1 protein-coding gene is annotated in these 260 nt (G+C 60.8%); it reads right to left on the bottom strand.

Annotated elements, in window-relative coordinates; genetic code table 11:
• A partial coding sequence (locus tag EOB49_RS35500) for a chorismate-binding protein (RefSeq protein ID WP_206526227.1) occupies positions 1 to 260 on the bottom strand: 260 nt, incomplete at both ends.

Consider the following 260-nt stretch of genomic DNA (forward strand, 5'->3'; position numbering starts at 1 on the left):
TGCCTTCCAGGTCGCGCAGGATCTCCATGGCACGGATCTTAGGCGCGCCAGTGATCGAACCGCAAGGAAACAGCGCCGCGAAGATCTGGCGGATAGAGAGACCCGGCAGCAGTTTGGCCCTGACGTCGCTCACCATCTGATGCACGGTCGGGTAAGTCTCGATGCGGAACAGCGCCGGCACGTCCAGCGTGCCGACCTCGCTGATCAACGAGATATCGTTGCGCAGGAGATCGACGATCATGCGGTTTTCGGCCTGATTC

Origin of the sequence: Mesorhizobium sp. M7A.F.Ca.MR.148.00.0.0, assembly GCF_003997735.1 — a bacterium.
GTDB lineage: Bacteria > Pseudomonadota > Alphaproteobacteria > Rhizobiales > Rhizobiaceae > Mesorhizobium.